Origin of the sequence: Streptomyces sp. NBC_01314 (assembly GCF_041435215.1) — a bacterium.
GTDB lineage: Bacteria > Actinomycetota > Actinomycetes > Streptomycetales > Streptomycetaceae > Streptomyces.
The window spans coordinates 903677-921036 of sequence record NZ_CP108394.1; the positions used below are offsets into that span (position 1 = coordinate 903677).

12 protein-coding genes and 1 pseudogene are annotated in these 17360 nt (G+C 69.9%); 7 read left to right on the forward strand and 6 right to left on the reverse strand.

Annotated features, from left to right (window positions below; genetic code table 11):
- Positions 1–90 precede the first annotated feature (90 nt).
- Together OG622_RS04105 and OG622_RS04110 are read left to right on the forward strand one after the other, a co-directional pair.
- Entirely contained in the window at positions 91–585 is a 495-nt protein-coding gene (locus tag OG622_RS04105; protein ID WP_371573368.1) for a hypothetical protein, read from the forward strand.
- A 527-nt stretch (positions 586–1112) separates the two neighbouring features.
- Entirely contained in the window at positions 1113–2708 is a 1596-nt protein-coding gene (locus tag OG622_RS04110; RefSeq protein WP_371573370.1) for a S8 family serine peptidase, read from the forward strand.
- A gap of 177 nt (positions 2709–2885) precedes the next feature.
- On the opposite strand, the gene OG622_RS04115 is transcribed toward OG622_RS04110, so the two are convergent.
- On the reverse strand, positions 2886–4838 hold the full coding sequence (locus OG622_RS04115) for a serine/threonine-protein kinase (RefSeq protein ID WP_371573372.1): 1953 nt from the start codon (positions 4836–4838) through the stop codon (positions 2886–2888).
- Positions 4839–5249: 411 nt separating this feature from the next.
- On the opposite strand from OG622_RS04115, the gene OG622_RS04120 reads away from it, so the two are divergent.
- Positions 5250–5927, forward strand: coding sequence for a DUF4232 domain-containing protein (locus OG622_RS04120; protein WP_371573374.1), 678 nt, complete (start codon positions 5250–5252; stop codon positions 5925–5927).
- A 127-nt stretch (positions 5928–6054) separates the two neighbouring features.
- Here OG622_RS04120 and OG622_RS04125 read toward each other — a convergent pair.
- Positions 6055–6580 (reverse strand): annotated as a pseudogene (locus OG622_RS04125) (ABC transporter); the annotation flags it as partial.
- Between the two features lie 50 nt (positions 6581–6630).
- Positions 6631–7260 carry a TetR/AcrR family transcriptional regulator gene (locus OG622_RS04130; protein WP_371573377.1) on the reverse strand — a complete coding sequence of 210 codons (630 nt, stop codon included), beginning with the start codon at positions 7258–7260 and terminating at the stop codon, positions 6631–6633.
- 36 nt (positions 7261–7296) lie between these two features.
- Between OG622_RS04130 and OG622_RS04135 the strand changes: the two genes are divergently transcribed.
- Positions 7297–7623, forward strand: a complete 327-nt coding sequence (locus OG622_RS04135) for a rhodanese-like domain-containing protein (RefSeq protein WP_371573378.1) — start codon at positions 7297–7299, stop codon at positions 7621–7623.
- A 67-nt stretch (positions 7624–7690) separates the two neighbouring features.
- On the opposite strand, the gene OG622_RS04140 is transcribed toward OG622_RS04135, so the two are convergent.
- Positions 7691–8596 (reverse strand): GlxA family transcriptional regulator, encoded by a 906-nt coding sequence (locus OG622_RS04140; RefSeq protein WP_371573380.1) that lies wholly within the window; start codon positions 8594–8596, stop codon positions 7691–7693.
- A gap of 10 nt (positions 8597–8606) precedes the next feature.
- Positions 8607–9206 (reverse strand): isochorismatase family protein, encoded by a 600-nt coding sequence (locus OG622_RS04145; protein WP_371573383.1) that lies wholly within the window; start codon positions 9204–9206, stop codon positions 8607–8609.
- Positions 9207–9722: 516 nt separating this feature from the next.
- Here OG622_RS04145 and OG622_RS04150 point away from each other — a divergent pair.
- The 3 genes from OG622_RS04150 (at position 9723) to OG622_RS04160 (ending at position 15043) form a co-directional block, all read left to right on the forward strand.
- Complete coding sequence (locus tag OG622_RS04150) at positions 9723–10436, forward strand: GntR family transcriptional regulator (protein ID WP_371573385.1); 714 nt, start codon at positions 9723–9725, stop codon at positions 10434–10436.
- Positions 10437–10475: 39 nt separating this feature from the next.
- Positions 10476–11642 carry an NAD(P)/FAD-dependent oxidoreductase gene (locus OG622_RS04155; RefSeq protein ID WP_371573387.1) on the forward strand — a complete coding sequence of 389 codons (1167 nt, stop codon included), beginning with the start codon at positions 10476–10478 and terminating at the stop codon, positions 11640–11642.
- Positions 11643–12127: 485 nt separating this feature from the next.
- On the forward strand, positions 12128–15043 hold the full coding sequence (locus OG622_RS04160) for a glycosyl hydrolase 115 family protein (protein ID WP_371583994.1): 2916 nt from the start codon (positions 12128–12130) through the stop codon (positions 15041–15043).
- A gap of 289 nt (positions 15044–15332) precedes the next feature.
- On the opposite strand, the gene OG622_RS04165 is transcribed toward OG622_RS04160, so the two are convergent.
- Complete coding sequence (locus OG622_RS04165) at positions 15333–17252, reverse strand: ABC transporter ATP-binding protein (RefSeq protein ID WP_371573389.1); 1920 nt, start codon at positions 17250–17252, stop codon at positions 15333–15335.
- Positions 17253–17360: the final 108 nt, after the last annotated feature.

Genomic DNA, 17360 nt, shown 5'->3' on the forward strand with positions numbered 1-17360 from the left:
CATTTCTCGGCTTGGCCGCTCCCGATTTGGCCTCTCCGAGCGTGCCCGGCGGTTGCCACACCTGTCACATGCGAAAGGGGCCGGCCGACCATGAAACGCCCGCACGAGGGAGCTGAGGTGCCCGACAGGTCGCATGCGCGTCCCGAAGGCCTCAACGACACAACGGTCGAGGCGCTCGGTTCGTTGTCCAAGGCGCTGGAGACCACAGAGCGTGCCCGAGGGCACTTGTTCTCCTTCCACCAGTTGACCGGAACGGCGGATCTGGAGCTGGACCGGGCCACGTCCCTGCTCCGCGAGGCGGGCCACGAGGAGTGGGCCCGCCGCATCGAATCAGAAGTCCTGGGACGCAACGTCATTCCGGGCCACTGGACGTTCCAGATCGTCGAGGCCTACGACCAGACCTACTACCAGACGTTCAAAAGCCTGGAGCGCGACGCGGTGGATGAGCTCGCCGAAGGACGCGCCCACCTGTACGAGGCTGAGATGAAGGAAGCCCGCCGCACTCACCATCATCCAGATCACACCTACCGACCCGACAGCCCCGGCACCCGCCCGCCAACCCCTCCTTTCGACCGTCGTACGTGATCGGCCGTCGCGATTCGAGTCCCGGATGCCGACGCGGTCGTGTCCGTCGTATCCGTCGTATCCGTCGCATCGCGGGCCCTTGAGGGCTGGGGCTGGGGCTGGGGCTGGGGCTGGGGCTGGGTGCAGCGTGCGGCATCCACGTGGGTGCCGTCACGGCCCGTGATCCTCGTCCGGGTCGCCTTCTTTCGCGCCGTGCGGGTGCGAGGCGCCGGGTGGAATCGGCGCGGTCAGGTGACGGTGCGGGGAGGTATCCCGCCCGGTCGATCTCGCGCGGCCGGGGTGACCGCCGCCGCATCCGTCATGCACGAGGTCCGTCACCCCTCTGGTGCGAGCAAGCCCCGGAGGCGATCGCCCTTCCCTTCGTCGAAGCACTGAGACCGGACCACCACACGCGGTGCGGACAAGTCCTGCGGGCCTGTGTCACTCCTCGGCAAAGCCATCTCCGGGCGCCCTTGTGCGGCAGGTGACCGTACGTCAGTCTTTGGAAACGTTATTCGAGATTGTCATGGGCATGAGGAGTTGAGTGCATGTTAGTGAGACGTACGAGGAGAGCGGCGAAACCGACGGAGCGCAGGCCGGCCCGCGTCGGTCTGGTCGCCGCGACGGCGCTCGCCCTGGCCGCTCTCGGCACGGGCCCCGCCACCGCCGCCGACGCACCCACCGGCATCATCCAGGGCGCCGGGGCCCAAGGCGCGATCGCCGGCAGCTACCTCGTCGTCCTCGACAAGGACGCCGCCCTCTCCGCGTCCGCCAAGGGCAGGGCCGTCGCCGAGGAGTACGGCGCCAGGATCGAGAGGACGTACACGGCCGCGCTCAACGGCTACGCCGTCGGGCTCTCCGAGGCGCAGGCCACGAAGCTGGCCGCCGACCCGGATGTCGAGGCCGTGGTGCAGAACCGGACCTTCACGATCGCCACGACCCAGCCCAACCCGCCTTCCTGGGGCCTGGACCGCATCGACCAGGCGGCCGTCCCGCTGGACCGGGGCTACACCCGCGACGACACCGAAGGAGAGGGTGTCACGGCGTACGTCCTGGACACCGGGGTCCGCGTCAGCCACGCCGACTTCGGCGGGCGCGCGTTCGACGGCTACGACGCCATCGACAAGGACAACATCGCCCAGGACGGCCACGGCCACGGTACCCACGTAGCCGGAACACTCGCGGGCACCGTGTACGGCGTCGCCAAGAAGGCGAAGGTCGTCGCTGTGCGGGTGCTCAACAACCAGGGGTCGGGCTCGACCGCGCAGATCGTCGCAGGCATCGACTGGGTGACGGCCAACGCCGTCAAGCCGGCCGTCGCCAACATGAGCATCGTCGGTCCCGGGGACGTCGCGATGGACACCGCGATACGCAACTCCATCGCCTCCGGCGTGAGCTACGCCGTGGCCGCCGGCAACGACTCGAGGGACGCCGCCAACGGCTCCCCCGCCCGCATCGCCGAGGCCGTCACCGTCGGCGCCACCACCAACACCGACGCCAGGGCCTCCTACTCCAACTACGGCAGCGCCCTCGACCTGTTCGCTCCCGGCTCCGCCGTCGTCTCCGACTGGCCGACCAGCGACAGCGCGGCCAACTCGCTCTCCGGCACATCGATGGCATCACCGCATGTCGCCGGAGCCGCCGCCCTCTATCTGGCGGACCACCCCGCCGCCACCCCGGCCGAGGTACAGAGCGCACTGGTCGGCTCCGCCACCACCGGTGTGGTCACCGGTCCGGGCTCCGGCTCCCCCAACCGGCTCCTGCGCGTCGGCCCCGGCACCGCCGTCGCTCCGCCCGCCGGGCCGCGCTTCGAGAACCCCACCGACCACGCGATCAGGGACTTCGCCACCGTCGACTCGCCGATCACCGTCACCGGGGTCACGGGCAACGCGCCATCACTCCTCCAGATCCCGGTGGCCATCCAGCACACCTTCGTCGCCGACCTGGAGATCAAACTGATCGCGCCGGACGGCACCGTATACGACCTCAAGGCGCGCAGCACAGGAGGCAGCGACCAGAACGTCAACGCCACCTACGTCCTGAACGCCTCCGCTGAGGCCGCAGCCGGCACCTGGGTGCTGCGCGTAACGGACCGAAGCCTCTTCTACGGGGGAACGCTGACCTCCTGGAGTCTGCAGTTCTAAGGCCCGCACCGCGCTCCACACCCCGCCTCCGGACCTGGACCTGGACTCCAGGCACGTCCGCGCGAACGGGCAGGGGATGCCGCTCCGCTACGGCACCCCCTGCCCGTGAAGTGAACAGTCGCTCTGAGTGCCGACCGTGCCTCGGCCGACAGGCAGGCACGACACTTTCCCCACTCCTCACGGCAGGGGTACGGCGCTGTAGTCGTCGGCGCACGAATAGGTGAAGCTGCTGCCCGCCGCACTGGCGGGGAAGTTCATGACGCCGTAATGGAAGTGGTTGAGCGTCGTGTCGCTGCGGTCAAGCCGGACGTCCCGCGGGTACTCCTGCGCTCCGCCCTGATTCAGGCACGACGTCCGAGGGCTTCGCAGGGTCGGATCTCCGGCCGAAGCGAACACCAGCTGCAAGCCGCTGGACGTGCGGTCCGCGGAGAGGACGACGGCGAAGAACTCGTCGCTGTAGCGGGAAATGCCGAGGTGGGGAACGGTCGCGGTGCCCAAGTCGGCGTCCGAGTAGTCGTTCCGGCAGGAGTAGCGCAGAACGTATCTCCCCGATACGAGCAGCGGGAAGGTGAGCGTTCCGTCGAAAGCGCCGGGCCGGGCCGTCTCGGCGTCCCACGCGGTCGGACGCACCGTGAACGTCCCGTCCGGCCCCCTCACCACGAGACAGGTGGTGTCCGCCGCGCGGAGGTCTGCCTCGCCTCTCGCCCGCAGCGCGACGGTCAACTGATGGCCGTCCGCCCGCACAGCGGTCACCGTGGCCGAGTACCCCGGGTGCTGGTAGCGGGACACGCCCAGTGTCGCCGCCGTGAACGTGGGCGGTTCGGGTGCCGCGGCCGACGGAGCCCGGGCCGGCTCCGCCGGTGTGCCCGCGAGGGTGTCGGTGTCCCGGGGCGGGGTGGTCCTGCTCGACGGCTTCCCGTCACCGAACGGCTCGGCCGAGGCCGTGACCGTCGTGCTGGGCGCGGAGTCCGGTAGCCCGTCCTGGGACTCGGACCCGCTGTCCGGTCCGGCCAGCGACACACCCGCCACGACGAGCAGACTCGCCGCCAGCACCAGGGCGACGGTGAGAGCGAGCCTCCTACCGGAGGCAGGCGCGTGAACAGGACTTCTCAGAGGGCCGATCGGGCTGGTGGGGGCGTGTGCGGCCGCCGGACCTCCGAAGGGCACGTGCGCGGTCGCCGTCGGCCGCTGGTGAGCGCCCGCGGACCGCGGGTCGAGCGCGGTCGGCGGATGGGTGACGGCCAGCAGGCCCTCCGAACTGCGGCGCACCGAACGGGCGACGGAGTCCGGTAGCCACCGGTAGGTGCCTCGGCCGTCGGGACGCGGCAGTTCAGTCAGCATGCCGGGGACTTCGGTCGGTGACGGTCGGCCGTCCGGGTCTCGCGTGAGGCACTTCCGCACGATCGCCCCCAGATCCGGGGACAGGGACGACAGGGACGGGATCCGGCCGTCTGCTGATTCGGCTGCGAGCGGGGCACCCTGCGCGGAGAGTACCGCCTTGCCCGAAGCCTCGGCGAGCACGACTCCGAGAGAGAACATGTCGCTCTGCGGACCGATCGGTTGGGCGAGCAACTGCTCCGGGGAGGCGTAGACGACACTGCCGACGAACTGCCCCGTCGAGGTCAGCCCGACCTGTCCCACAGGCCGTGCGACCCCGAAGTCGACCAGGCGTGGTCCGGTCTCGGCAAGGATGATGTTGGACGGCTTCACATCGCGATGCACGATGCCGGCGGCGTGAATCGCCGTCAGCGCCTCCGCCAGGCTGGCTGCCAGGACACGGACGCTGCCGTCGGGCAACCGGCCGTGCGAGGCCAGTACGTCTGCGAGGTTCGGGCCGTGGACGAGTTCCGTCGCCAGCCAGGGCACGTCCGCCTCGGCGTCGAAGTCGATGAGCTGCGCGGTGTGCGGACTGCGGACCGCGCGAGCGATCTCGATCTCACGGGCGAAGCGTTCGCGGTAACCGGGTTCGGCTGAGAGCTCGGCCCGGATCGTCTTGAGCGCCACGAGCAGACCGCCACCGGTGCGGCGGGCGAGGTACACGCTGCCCATGCCGCCCGAGCCCAGACGGCCCATCAGCTCGAACGGGCCGACGCGCCCAGGATCCGTACCATGCCGAAGCGGCTCCACCACGCTGCACCCTCACCCGTCCGTCGATGTCCCCGAAGGCAGCCACGCCGTCTGCCGGGCCATGACCGACGGTCGGGGCGGGGCCACGGACGCAGCAAGGCCGGGAGACCCGTGCCCCCGTGCCGAACCGGCTCCGATCACCGTGAGCCGAGAGCCAGGAGCCGTGAGCCGGGAGATGACAGTCTGACGATCCACACCCGACCGCCACAGGGCGCGCGGCAGCGCGAACAGCGCGCGGACGTATCGATCGGGACAACATCGCGCCCCCCTACCGGGGTATGACCGCTCCGCCACAACCACGGTCACAGTGTCACAAATCCGTTCGAATATGGTTCTCTCTCGATGTCAGCGGGTCGCAGCACCCCTTGTGTGCGGCACGATCACCCGGACATTCCGATTCCCGGGGGGCTTCTCATGGCTTACACAGCTCGTTCACTCCGCACGACCGCCGCGCTCGCCGTCCTCTCGCTCGGCATCATGGCGCTGAGCGCCTGCAAGGGCGACGCCGAGGACGCGGAGAAGGACGGGTCCACCCCGAGCGCGACAGCGAGCCCGTCCGTCGCGGACAGTGGCAAGGACGCCGACCCGACGGCCGGCCCGGGCGACGGTGGCAGCGACAGCGGGGACTCGTCCGACAGCCCCGAGAGCACCCCGCCATCCTCGGAGCCCGGGGTGGACGACGGTCAGGACGGCGGCGTTGGCATGTGCGAGACGACCGACTTGAGCTACAAGGTCACTGTCGCGTCCAAGCCCGTCAACCACGCCCTGCTGACCGCGACGAACAAGAGTGGCGACCCCTGTCTGCTGCCGGCGAACGAGCTGGTGCTCACGATTCCGGGGCTCGACGGCGCCGCCGAGCACATGGGCCCCGAGGGCAAGGACTGGATCATGGAGGCCGGCGAGAGCGCCTACGCCGGGATCCTGTTCTCCCGCGCCGACACCGCGGGCGGCAAGAGCGCCGACAAGGTGGAAGTCGCACTCACCGCCTCCGAGAGCCCGACGACCGTGACGATCAGCGGCGGCCCCGTGACGGTCAACGACGGCCAGGTCACCACCTTCTTCGGCACCGCCGAGGACGCACTCACCTACTGACCACTCGCGTGCCCTGGGCAGGCCGACGAGGTCTGCCTCACCACGTGGGACACGCGCTCCATGTGTGAGCGCGATCGTCCGCGCCAGGTCCGGTCCGGCCGGTCGCGCTCCCCTCCGCTTGAGCCACCTCGGCCGACGCCCCCGCCGCCGCCTCGACCGTCAGGTCCAACACTCGCGCGATGGTGCACCCCCGGTAGGCCCCCTCCAGCGTGTCGGGGTTGTAGCGGGAGCCGCCGCGCTGTGGGCAGGGCGCGTACGTGTTCGGCAGGAACAGCGGTTCCACGCTCACGAAGCCCTCGCCCTGGCAGGTCTCGCAGCGCCCGCCCGCCACATTGAAGAAGAACCGCCCGGCGCCACAACCGCGCTCGCACGCCCCGTCCGCGCCCGAACACCCGCGCGCACGACGTCGAAGAGACCGGTGTACGTCGCCAGGTTCGAGCGCCGGGTGCGGCCGATGGGCTTCTGGTCGACCGACACCAGCCGTCCCACGCCCGCCAGGTCCTCGCTGAACTCACCGATGAGCGTGGACTTCCCGGATCCGGACACCCCGGTGACCTCGGTGACCTCGGTGACCTGGTGAACACGCCCAGCGGGAATTCGGCCGTGACTTCGCGCAGGTTGTGCCGGGTCACCGGTCCGACACTCAACTGTCCGTTCCAGTTCGTGCGGGCATGTGTGGGTATGTCGCGGTCGGATCCTTGCCCTACGGGTTGGGGAGTCGCGTCGCGGAGCGGGCCAGGCGGATGAGGCCGGCTCGTATCCGTTGTTCACCGAGTTCCGGTAGGAGTGCGGCTACGTGTTCGGCGGCGAGGGCGGCGAGCAGGGCGTGGGCGGTGTGCTCGGGGTCGGGTGTGCCCTGCAGCAGGATCGCCGTGTGGCGGCGCCAGAACCGGTAGGCGCCGATCCGGTACCGGGCCCCGACGGCAGCGGTCTCCGAGGTGCGGATGAGCGTCAGGTTTTCCAGCAGGTAGTCGAAATAGGCGTCGACGAAGGCGCCGAGTCGTTCGGTGGCGGCGGCCCCGGGGCCGAGCGGTGGCGGTCCGAACAGGATCGCCTCCTGGAGTACGCGCTCCCGGGCGTCCAGGAGTGCGGCGGCCAGCCCGGACTTGTCGCCGAAGCGGCGGTACAGGGTGCCCTTGCCGACGCCCGCAGCTTCGGCCACCTGATCCATGGAGACCGCTTCCACCCCGTGCTCGGCGAACAGCCGAGCGGCAGCTTCCAGCACGGCGGCACGGTTACGTGCCGAGCGCGCCTGCTCCTTCGGGGGCGGGGTGCGCAGGAGCTCCAGCAGCATTGCAGAATCGGACTGCAGTCCGTTATTGTCGTGAGCCACAACCGGACTATAGTCCGATCCTTGAAAGGTAGTGGCATGACGGCACTCATCACACGAGACGACCTGCGGACGGCGATCGATGCCGGCACCGTGACCGTCGTCGACACGCTGGGCGGCGAGTACTACGCCAAGCAGCACCTGCCCGGCGCGCTCACGCTGGTCCTGGCCGACATCGACGCCCGGGCATCCGCCCTTCTCCCCGACCGCGACGCCGCGATCGTCACCTACTGTTCCAACCCGGCGTGCCCCAACAGTGGACAGGTCGCCGACCGGCTCACCGCTCTCGGCTACACCGACGTCCGCAAGTACCGCGAAGGCATCCAGGACTGGGTGGAGGCGGACCTCCCCACCGAATCCGCCTGACCTCCTTCCGGGGGAGGGCGAAGCGAAGAGCCCTGCCCTCCCCTGGCAGTAGGCCCTCACCGGCTGACTACTGACGGGCGCGGAGGCGGCGCAGCATGCGGGGGTCCTCGAAACCGACGGAGCGGGCGGCCGCGTCGATGGTCGCGCCGTGGGCGATGAAGTGCTGGGCGCGTTCGAGGCGGAGGGTCTGTTGGTAGCGCAGCGGGGTGAGCCCGGTGGCGCGGCTGAAGAGGCGGGTGAGGGTACGTTCGCTCACGCCGACCGCTGAGGCCAGGGTGGGCAGGGGAAGCGGTTGGTCGAAGCGGGCGTCGATGAGGTCCTGGGCGCGATGCACGGTGTCGTCGAGGTGCGACCGGTACCGGAGCATCGCGCTGGACTGCGGTTCGTGGCCGTTCCGGCGGGCGTACACGACCATGTCCCGGGCCACCTGGGCGGCGACCGCCGGGCCGTGCCGTGTCGCGACCAGGTACAGGGCCAGATCGATGCCGCTGGCGATGCCCGCCGAGGTGATCACCCGGTCGTCGACGGTGAACAGGACGTCCCGGACGACCATCGCCCTGGGGTGGCGCAGGGCGAGTTCGTCCTGCACGTCGTGGTGGGTGGTGCAGTGGCGGCCGTCGAGCAGGCCGGCCCGGCCGAGCGCCTCGGCCCCGGCGCAGACGCTGGCCACCGTCCCGCCTCTGGCGTGGTGGTCCCGGAGGACCTGGAGGGAGGCGGCGCTTACGGCGGGGCCGTCGGCGAGGGTGCCTGTCCGCCAGCCGGGCACGACGACGAGATCCTCGGCGCCGAGTTCGGGCCAGTCGAGGCCGGCCACCAGCGGCAGCCCTTGGGCGGTGCGGACCTGTGGCTGTTCGGCGACGTAGGCGAGCGTGTAGGGGTGCCCGAAGTCGGCGGCCGTGGAGAAGACCTGCGCGGGACCGGCCAGGTCCAGCAAGTGGACCCCGGGCACCAGGAAGAAGACGATGTGGCTCACGATTCGGTCATCATGCCCGAAGCTCCGCGGTGGCCTCCAGCTGGTCGACGGTCGCGATGGTGGCGAAGCGTCCGGCGAGGGCGTACTCGGTGCGCCTGATGATCTCTTCGGCAGGCATCGTGCGGGAGTCGGCCAGCAGCTCGTCGATGCTCTGGTCGGCGGGCGCGTCGCGGTGCGGGATGGGATTGGTCGCGGTCGCGTCGATGACGAGGGTGACCTGGTAGCCGAGGTCGCCGGCGACTCGGGTGGTGGTCTCCACGCACTGCTCGGTGCGGATGCCACAGACGGTGAGCTCGCGGATACCGCGCTCGGTGAGGAGTTGCTGCAGGTTGGTGGTGGTGAAGGCGTTGTGCGAGGTCTTGTGGATCAGTGGCTCCCCATCCGCTCGCTCCAGTTCCTCCATCAGCCGAACATGGCCGAGGTCCGGGTCGAAGACATCGCCGGTGCCGGGCTCGGAGTGGAGTACCCACACCACCAGGTCCCCGGCCTGACGGGAGAGCCGGACCAGGCGGTTCACCTTGTCGGCGATCTTCAGGTCCGAGGTGGTTGCCCACAGCGGACCGGCCCGGAACGATTCCTGGACATCGATGACGATCAGTGCTCGGGTCATGCCCCAAGCCTGAGCCTCGGGGGCAGGGTGGCGACAGGCCGCATCGGGTCCGGCAGCGGACCGATCCGGTCATCAGCAGGTGGGGAGCATGAGCACCACAGCGAGGGCGCGAGTGACGTCAGGTCCGCCCGCGCGCTCCGGAACGGGGCGAACCGCCGTCGGCCCTTCACGGCACCCCTCCCCCGGCAGCAGGGTGGTCGGCGGCCCATCCGGGCAGGGCTTTGCCTCCGGGACCCCCGTAAGCCCGCGCCAGGTCGTCGCGGGTCTGTCGGGCGCCGGCCTGCGTGATCGGTGAAGCGGCGCCGCGGGCACCCGGCCCGTCCCGTCTTCGGAGACAGTGCGAGTCACCTCCACCGACGGAGCAACCGAGCGAGCGGAGACCGCGGCCGCGATCGTGGTCGTGGTCGTGACCGATGACGGCCCGGGCAATTGACCGGTCAATTGATTAATTGTACGGTCTAATGGCGGGGAGGCGACATGCCGAGCCCGCCAGTCCACTGAACGCATGGACCACACATGACCGTGCCGCTGTACGTACAGATCAGGCGAGAGATCGAAGCGAGGATCCGCGCCGGGGAGCTGCTTCCCGGCGCGCGACTGCCGACCGAGAAGGACCTCACCACCCAGTACGGCGTCAGCCGCGCCACGGCCCAACGCGTCCTCAACGACCTCGCAGAGGCAGGACTGGCGATCCGTCGGCGGCGCCACGGAACATTCGTCGCCGACGTGACGCGGCAGATCAACCTGCTCAACTTCGTCACCCCCTCGGTAGCCGCAAAGGGCACACCGGGCAGACACGAAGTCGTTTCCGCACGGATCGTCAGGGCCGCCGACGCCATCCTGAACCTCCCCGGTGCCGCCGCCGACACAGCCGTGGTGGAACTGGTCCGCCGCAAACTCGACGTGCGCGAGGAGCCACAGTCCGTCGAGCGGCACGTCGTTCTCTTCTCAGCCGCCCCCGACCTGCTGAACGAGAAACTCGAAAACCTCGTCACCCTCCCGTATCTGCAGCGCAGAGGCGTACCGATCGACGCGATCCGGCTCTACCTCGACCCGGTGACCCTCGGCGAACACGACGCCGCACTGCTGCACTGCGAGATCGGCACGCCCGCGCTGATGAGGCGCAGGGAGTTGCGTGTCGATGACGGAAGCACTGTCGAGGTGGTCACGACCCTCGTCCGTCCGGGAACCGCCGAGTTCTTCTTGGAGCTTCCGGTCCCGGCCATGTGAGCAGCGCGTGCCGTTTCCAGACAGAAAGGATCGCAGCCCATGAAGGTCATCGTCATCGGTGCCGGCGTGCTGGGCGTGAGTGTCGCGAGGCACCTTGCCGTCGCCGGCGAAGACGTCCTCCTGCTCGACCAGCGAGGACCCGGCACCGGCACGACCGCGACCACGTTCGCCTGGACCAACTCCAGCCGCAAGCCCGACCCTGACTACCACCGGCTGAACCTCGCGGGCATGGAGGAACACGCCAGGCTCGCCGGGCAACTGCGCGGCGCGCCGTCCTACTTCCCCAGCGGGGCACTGCAGTGGGCGGACGCCGCGAACGAGCAGCGGCTCGCCGCGAACGTGGAACGACTGCAGACCCTCGGCTACCCCGCGGAGTGGGTCACGGCCGACGAAGCGGCACGGATCGCCGGCGACCTCCGCATCCCGGCCACCGTCACGTCCATCGCGCACTTCCCCAGCGAGGGATACGTTCTGCCAGACCGCTTCGTCAAGAACCTGCTGACGGATGCCGAGCGGCATGGAGCCACGTGCACGATCGGCGAGGTCGAGGCCATCGACGACGGACCGGAGGGAGTGGCCGTCACCCTGGTCGGAGGCCGGGTGTGCACGGGCGATCGAGTCGTCCTGGCGGCAGGCCGCTGGACACAACGGCTCGCCGCACGGGCAGGGATCGACGTTCCCATGGTGACGGACATCGGTCGCGGAGCGCAGACCGTCGGCCTGCTCGGATACGCCCGGTCGCCCGTACTCGACCTGCGCTGCGTGATCCACACCCCCGGCCTCAACCTCCGCCCCGCGGCGGACGGGCACACAGTCCTGCAGGCGCTCGATCTGAACGCCGACGCCGATCCCGCCGACCCTCCGTCCGCGGACGGGGACATGGCGGGCACCCTCGCCCGACGCTTCTCCGCACTGCTGCCCGGCCCTCGCCGGGCACCGAAGATCGACCTGCGCATCGGCTTCCGGTCACTTCCTGCGGACGGCCACACCGTCGCCGGCTACGCCTCCGCGCGGTCCCGTGTCTACTGCCTCGTCTCGCACAGCGGGGTCACCCTGGCACCGGTGCTGGGACGCCTGGTCGCGGCCGAGATCACGACCGATCAGGAACAGGACCTCCTGGGGGCCTTCCGGCCCACACGGTTCACCGGTGTACGGCGTTCGGACATCGAGGTGGATCAACGCGCCACCGGTCTGGGCGAGCAGTAGCCGGCAGCCCTCCACACAGGATCCGGTCGCTGGATCAGTCCTGACCGGCGATCCGGTCGTTGGATCTGCCCTGACCGGCGCCGGAACCGGACGGCGAGGACGAGCGACGAGACGTCTTCGGTCTCCGGCGGCTGGTCTCCCTCCGGGGCTCCTCAAGGGCTTTCAGCCGGGGGCCGTGAACCCGCACCATCGCACCACCGCGACGGCGCGACCGCCGACGGCATCGCCACAGGCGTCCCCCGCACCGGTCTGGACGTCCCGGCCGAGGCTGGCCTAAGGTCAGCCCATGGCAAGCGCTTTCTATCATGAGCATGCCAGCAGACCTTCGTGTTACCCGCCACACTTCGACCTCTTCTCAAGCCAGCCATGCGCTCAGCCCGCCAACGGTCACACGAGGACCGTCGACGCGGCCCGCGCGGACAAGGGAGCGTCTCGTGCCGCACACCGAACCGCCGTTGTGGAGCCGTAAGTCGTTCCTTCGGGGCATGGCGGCCGTGGGAGCGGCACCACTGCTCCCGGCCGCGCTTCCGACAGCCGCGCGGGCCGCGGCGTCGGACCGGCGAGACTTCACGCTGGTGCGGGACGGCGCCGCGGTCGACGTGTTCGTGGACGCGGCCGACGACGCCGCCGTGATCCGCGCGGCCGGCGATCTTCTGGCGGATGTCGAACGGGTCAGCGGGGTGCGCCCCGAACTGCGGCACACCCTGCCGGAGCACGCCACGCGACTGGTCCTGGTGGGCACCATCGGCGCGAGTCCGGTCGTCGACCGGCTCGTCGCCGAGGGACGCCTGGACGTCTCCCGGGTGAAGGGCCGTTGGGAGGCCTCGGTGACCCAGGTGGTGGACCGTCCGGCACCAGGGGTGGATCGCGCCCTGGTCATCGCCGGCAGTGACAGGCGCGGCACGATCTACGGCATGTACGACATCTCGGAGCGCATCGGCGTCTCACCTTGGTACTGGTGGGCCGACGTGCCCGTCGTACGCCGCGACACCGTGACGGTCCCGGCGGGCATGTCCAAGCGCCCGGAGCCGTCCGTGCGCTACCGGGGCGTCTTCATCAACGACGAGCAGAACCTCACCACGTGGTCCCGCCGCACCCAGGAACAGGACAAGAACATCGGCCCCGAGACGTACGAGCGGATCTTCGAGCTGCTGCTGCGTCTCAGGGCCAACTACCTGTGGCCGGCCATGCACCCGTACTCCGACTTCTTCAACAAGCACCGGCAGAACCCCGAACTGGCCGACCGCTACGGCATCGTCGTCGGCTCCAGCCACCCCGAGGCACTGCTGCGCAACGGAGTCCACGAGTGGGCGCCCTGGGCGGAGGATCACCGCGGCACGGACGGCAGCCTGCCGCTCTACGACTACACGGTGAACCCCGATGCCATCTCCGGCTACTGGCGGGCGCGGGCCCAGCAGAACGCCACGTACGAGAGCAGCTGGACGCTCGGCATGCGCGGACTGCATGACAGCGCGCTGGAGACCCGGCACGCCACCACCGTCCCGGAGAAGGTCGCGGTGATGAACGACATCATCGCCGACCAGCGCCGGATCCTGGCCGAGGAGGTCGGCGTCGCGGCCCAGCCGCAGATCTTCATCCCGTACAAGGAGGTCCTGGATCTGTACAACGCGGGCGTCCAGGTTCCCGACGACGTCACGCTGATCTGGCCGGACGACAACCACGGCAACATGCGGCAACTGCCCACCGAGGCCGAGCGCCGCCGCCCGGGCGGCAACGGCATCTACTACCACCTCTCCTACTGGGGCCGCCCCAAGAGCTACCTCTGGCTGGACACCACCCAACCAGCCAAGGTCTGGCAGGAGTTGCGCCGGGTGTACGAGCACGGCGCCGACCGGATGTGGATCTTCAACGTCGGTGACCTCAAGTCGATCGAGACCGGGCTGTCCTTCTCCCTGGACATGGCCTGGGACGTGGATCGCTGGGGCGCGGACGAGGTCGAGGACTTCCTGGCCGAGTGGGCCGGGCGGCAGTTCGGGCGCCTCCACGGACGGGAGATCGCGGCGATCCGCACCGAGTACTACCGGCTCGCGGCCGAACTGCGCCCGGAGTTCGTCGCTCGCGGGCTGCTCTCCGTGGTTCACCACGGCGACGAGGCGGGAGGCCGGATGGGAGCCTACGACCGGCTGCTGGACCGGGTCCGGGCGCTGGGGGCCGAACTGCCCGAGACCTACCGGGACGCCTTCTTCGAACTCATCGAGTACCCGGTGCACGGCGCGTACCTGATGAATCTGAAGTACTACTGGGCGGACCGCAACGCGCTCGCCGTGCGTCAGGGGCGAGGGGCGGGGACCAACCGCTTCGCGGACCTGGCCGAGGCCGCCCACGCCGGCGAAGTGGCGATCACCAAGCGGTACAACACCGAGGTGGCGGGCGGAAAGTGGGACGGCATCGTCAACCCGTACCCGTCGCAGATACCGAAGGCACCGGGCCGCCCGAGCGTCACCAGGGTGGCCCGGCAGGACACTTCCGGGCTCGGGGTGGCGGCCGAGGGGAACGAGACCGGAGCGGACCGGGCGCTGTCCTTCTCGTCCTACACCCGGGACCGGCGCTTCGTGGACGTCTTCAACACCGGCTTCCTGGCGATGGGCTGGGGTGCCGAGACCAGCCATCCCTGGGTGCGGCTGAGCGAGGCGGGTGGCTCCTTCACCGAGCAGACCCGGGTGTGGGTGGAGATCGACTGGGCGCGCGTGCCCGAGGGCACACATGACGCCACGGTCACCGTCACCGGCGCCGGGCAGAGCGTCGAAGTGCCGTTGCGGGTACGCAACGACGGAGGGCGGGCGCGCCGCCGGGCCCGCGGCTTCGTCGAGGCCCACGGATACGTGTCGATCGACGCCGCGCACACCGACCGGCGGGTGGCGCGCGGCGGCTGCCACTGGCGGACCGTGCGAGGGCTCGGCCGCCGTACGGGCGCGGTGGAGGCGGTGCCGTCGACGGCGGTCCCGGTCACCGCGGACTTCACCACCGGTGCGGCGGAGTTGCGGTACCGGGTGCGCTTCGCCACCACCGGTACCTTCCCCGTCACCGTCTTCCGTCTGCCCTCCCTCGACGAGCGTGGTCACCGCCGACTGGCCCTGGCCCTCGACGACCAGCCGGTCACCGTCCTGTCGGGCCAGGCGATCGCCACCGGCAACCGGGGCGACGCATGGGCCCGCAACGTGGAGGACGGCATGGAGAAACTGACCGCCACGGTGACCGTCACCGAGCCCGGCGTACACGTCCTGCGGGTGTTCATGGCCGACCCCGGGATCGCCGTGGACCAGATCGTCATCGACACCGGCGGCCTGCCCATCACCTACCTCGCACCGCCGGAGAGTTATCACCCTGTGTTCAATCCCGATCCGGTGTCCGTGGAGGGCCTGGACCTGCCGGGCCGGTAGAGCCGCGGGCGACCGGCAAAGGCCGGTCGCCCGCTCCATGACCGCCCGCTTCGAGCCGGTATCAAGCCGGTGTCGAGCCGGTGTCGAGCCGGTGTCGAGCCGGTGTCGAGCCCTTCGGATCGATGAGCACCCCCTGCCCGTCGTCGTCGACAGCCCCCTCCCTCTCCCGGACCGCGTCAGCCGGTCCGGGAGAGGCGGTCGCTTCCCCCAGCGCTACGGGGTTCGCCGCATGCGACGGACGTATCACCATGACACCGTCAGCGGGCGAGGATGTCCGTGACCGACTCGGTCACGTGGACCCGGTGTGCGTACGAGCGTGCGACGACATCCTGCGGTCCCCGTCCGGCGCCGGGTCGGCCGGTCCGGGCAGCCCGTCGGGACCGGCCACTGGGACCGGGCGTCCGACGTCGGACTCGGTGCTCTCGCCGAGGAAGCCGCCCGACTGGTGCTGCCACAGCTTGGCGTAGGCACCGTTCGCCGTGAGCAGCTCCGTGTGGGAGCCCTGCTCGACGACGCTTCCGCGGTCGAGGACGACGAGACGGTCCATGCCGGCGACGGTGCTCAGGCGGTGGGCGACCACGAGGGCCGTACGTCCGTCCATCAACCGCCACAGGGCGTCCTGGACGAGGAGTTCACTCTCCGAGTCCAGCGCGCTGGTGGCCTCGTCGAGCAGCAGGATCGGGGCGTCGCGCAGGATGGCCCTGGCGAGGGCGACGCGCTGGCGCTGGCCGCCCGAGAGTTTCACTCCCCGCTCCCCCACCAGAGTGCCGAAGCCGTCGGGGAGTTGGCCGGCGAACTCCATGACGTGCGCGGCCGCGGCCGCGGCGTGGATCTCCGCGTCGGTGGCGCCGGGACGGGCGAAAGCGATGTTGTCCCGCAGGCTGCGGTGGAACATGGCGGGTTCCTGCGGGACGTAGGCGATCAGTGAGCGCAGGTCCGTCTGGCGCAGTCGGCTGATGTCCTGCCCACCGATCAGGATGCGTCCTTCGTCGATGTCCGACATGCGCAGCAGGAGCCGGGTGAGTGTGGTCTTGCCGCCGCCGGACCGGCCGACGAGACCGATCCGTGCGCCTGCGGGCACGTCCAGGTCGAGTTTCTGGAAGATCGGCTTCGCTCCCGCGTGTGCGAAGGTCACCGCCTCGAAGCGGATGCCGGTGCCCTGCGGTGCGAGCGGTTCTGGTTCCGTCGGGTCGAGCACGGTGGGCGGATCCAGCAGCAGCTCGGTGAACTGCGCGGCCTCGGTCATCGAACTTTCCAGGCGCCGGTAGATCTGGTTGAACTCGAACATGATCTGGGTCGCGTTGGAGTAGTAGGTGAAAGCGACGACGACCTCCTCCACTCCCTGGCCCGGGCCGCCGAAGACGATGGCGACCAACAGACCCAGCACGTTGGTCAGCACGGACATGGGCGCGATCAGGACGTCGACGCGCAGATTGCCGTAGTCCCACGACCTCAGCGTCAGGCGCCGGGAATCCGCGACACGGCTGCGGTGTTCGTCGGCCTCCCGCTCCTCAGCCGCGAACGCCCGGATGGTCTCCATGTTCACGAGGCTGTCGGCTACGTGGCCGGAGACCCGGGCGATCGCCGCCTCACGGTCACTGACGAGCCGCTGCCGGCGACGGATCAGGGGTGTCGCGGCCACCACGGTCAGCACGATCATCACGAGAAGGCCGGCGACGAGCATCGGTTCGTAGCTCCACAGCACCACGGCACCGAACACCAGGGGGACGACACTGCCCACGATCCGGTAGGTCACCGTGTCGACGAAGTCCTCGAAGCGCTTACCGAAGCTCAGCACCCGTTTGGTCAGGGAGCCGGCGAAGTTGTCGTGGAAGAACGCCGCGTCCTTGGCGAGGAGTTCGTCCATGCCACTCACGTACAGGTGTTCCATGCCGAGGGCGTCCACGCGGTTCAGGCAGTGCTGCCCGACCCGCCACACGGCCTCGGCGACCAGCAGCGTCACGCCGAAGCCCAGCACGTACGGCAGCGCCGAGCTGAGGGTGAGACCGCTGTCGTCGGCGGCCTGACCTGCCAGTTTGGCGATCAGAAGGGGGGCGATGTAGCGGATGCCGATGTTACCCACGGCCGGCAGCAGCAGCGCGGGCAGGGCCAGCCGTCGTAGTCGCAGCAGTTCCCGGCCGTAGCGGCGCAAAGCCAGAACGACCGCGTTCCTGCCCGGCGTCGGCCCTCGCGTATCTGTTGTCTCCATCACACTCCCGGAGGTTCGGAAGTCGGAATTGTCCCGTCCGGGGAGGTTCTCAGTCCAAGCATTTAACGCAGATTGGCGAGAACCGGACACCGCCGCGTTCAGCGCACG